Source organism: Rhizobium mulingense, assembly GCF_029194105.1.
GTDB lineage: Bacteria > Pseudomonadota > Alphaproteobacteria > Rhizobiales > Rhizobiaceae > Rhizobium > Rhizobium mulingense.
This window is the reverse complement of the sequence record NZ_JARFVE010000055.1, coordinates 1-1139: the sequence shown is the minus strand read 5'-3', so window position 1 is coordinate 1139 and position 1139 is coordinate 1. Positions and strand designations below refer to the sequence as shown.

The following is a 1139-nucleotide window of genomic DNA, read 5'->3' as shown; positions in this document are numbered from 1 at the left end:
ACGACAAACCTGACAAAAGTGGCGGATGCCCGACATTTGCGAGAAATGTCGACGGTTGCGCTGGGGACAAGGGAATTAGCATGTAATTCAACCGCGCTCAGGATCGTCCTGTGTCGGATCGTATTGAGCCTGCGGGGTGGAAAGTGGCGTTGCGGTCCTCGCCGCAAGTGCCTCCGTCAGCTGCGCACTGGTGCTTACCTCGACGGTCAGCTTGCGCGAGACATTGCGTGCAATTGCAGTGCCTTCTTTGCACCGGCCGCCATTGATTAGAACCGCCGCATCCGCGGATCAGGCATGGGACACGAACGGCACGATCTGTGGCGATCCAATCGCGGGGCATCTGCCTTGGCAACCGGATAAGTTCATCGCCGAGGGCGACGAGACAGCGATCGCCACTTCGCGCTTTTAAAAAAGTCCTATTGAAAGAAGCGACGAACTAGCCACCATCGCAGCGCCAACTTTGTGGATGGAATGCCACACGAAGTAACTACGTTCGTTCGTTTGCGCAGACGACGAGCAGCAGGAGACAACAAACGATCTGAAGGTAACAGCGTTGACTTGTTCGCGAGATCACGCAGTAACCTTGTCTGCCGCGACATGGGTCTGACAGTTCTTCGGGCAGACGCGCGCGCAGGCGCCGCAACCAATGCAGCGGCCGGCCTCATCGACAACCATGATCATACGATTGAGCTCGCCATCGAAGTCTTCCTCCTCGTCGTCGCAGATGCCGAGGATTTCACCCGCTTCACCGACGCCATAGAGGTGCATGACTTCGCGAGAGCAGGCTTTGAAGCATCGGCCACAGCCGATGCAGGTTGTAGCATCGATGCAGGTCAGGTACTCCGGCACCCAGCTGGAGCCGTCGCGCGTGACGAAAGGGCCAGTCATCGTGAATTCTCCAATGCAGCGAGCTCTTCCTTCGCAGCGTTCAACTCGGCGAAGGCGTCGAACGTCTCTCCTGCAATGGTCTTGATTCTAGCCCAATTAATCGGAAGGTCCTCGGCAAGATCGTGCAACTCCATCTTCGCAGCGGCGGCGCGGGACTGCAGCTTGCGGACCTTTTTCAGCTGCTCCACAATGTCTGACATGATCTCTTTCCTCGAAAATTGATTTCATGATGCCCGCGCCACGTCGGGATA

General features: G+C 57.0%; 2 protein-coding genes. Both read right to left on the bottom strand.

What is annotated here, in order from left to right:
* Positions 1 to 570: 570 nt before the first annotated feature.
* Positions 571 to 888 (bottom strand): ferredoxin III, nif-specific, encoded by a 318-nt coding sequence (fdxB, locus tag PYR71_RS30640; protein WP_004677870.1) that lies wholly within the window; start codon positions 886 to 888, stop codon positions 571 to 573.
* Entirely contained in the window at positions 885 to 1088 is a 204-nt protein-coding gene (locus tag PYR71_RS30635; RefSeq protein ID WP_009991124.1) for a CCE_0567 family metalloprotein, read from the bottom strand. Before PYR71_RS30635 ends, fdxB begins: the two co-directional genes overlap by 4 nt.
* Positions 1089 to 1139 lie beyond the last annotated feature (51 nt).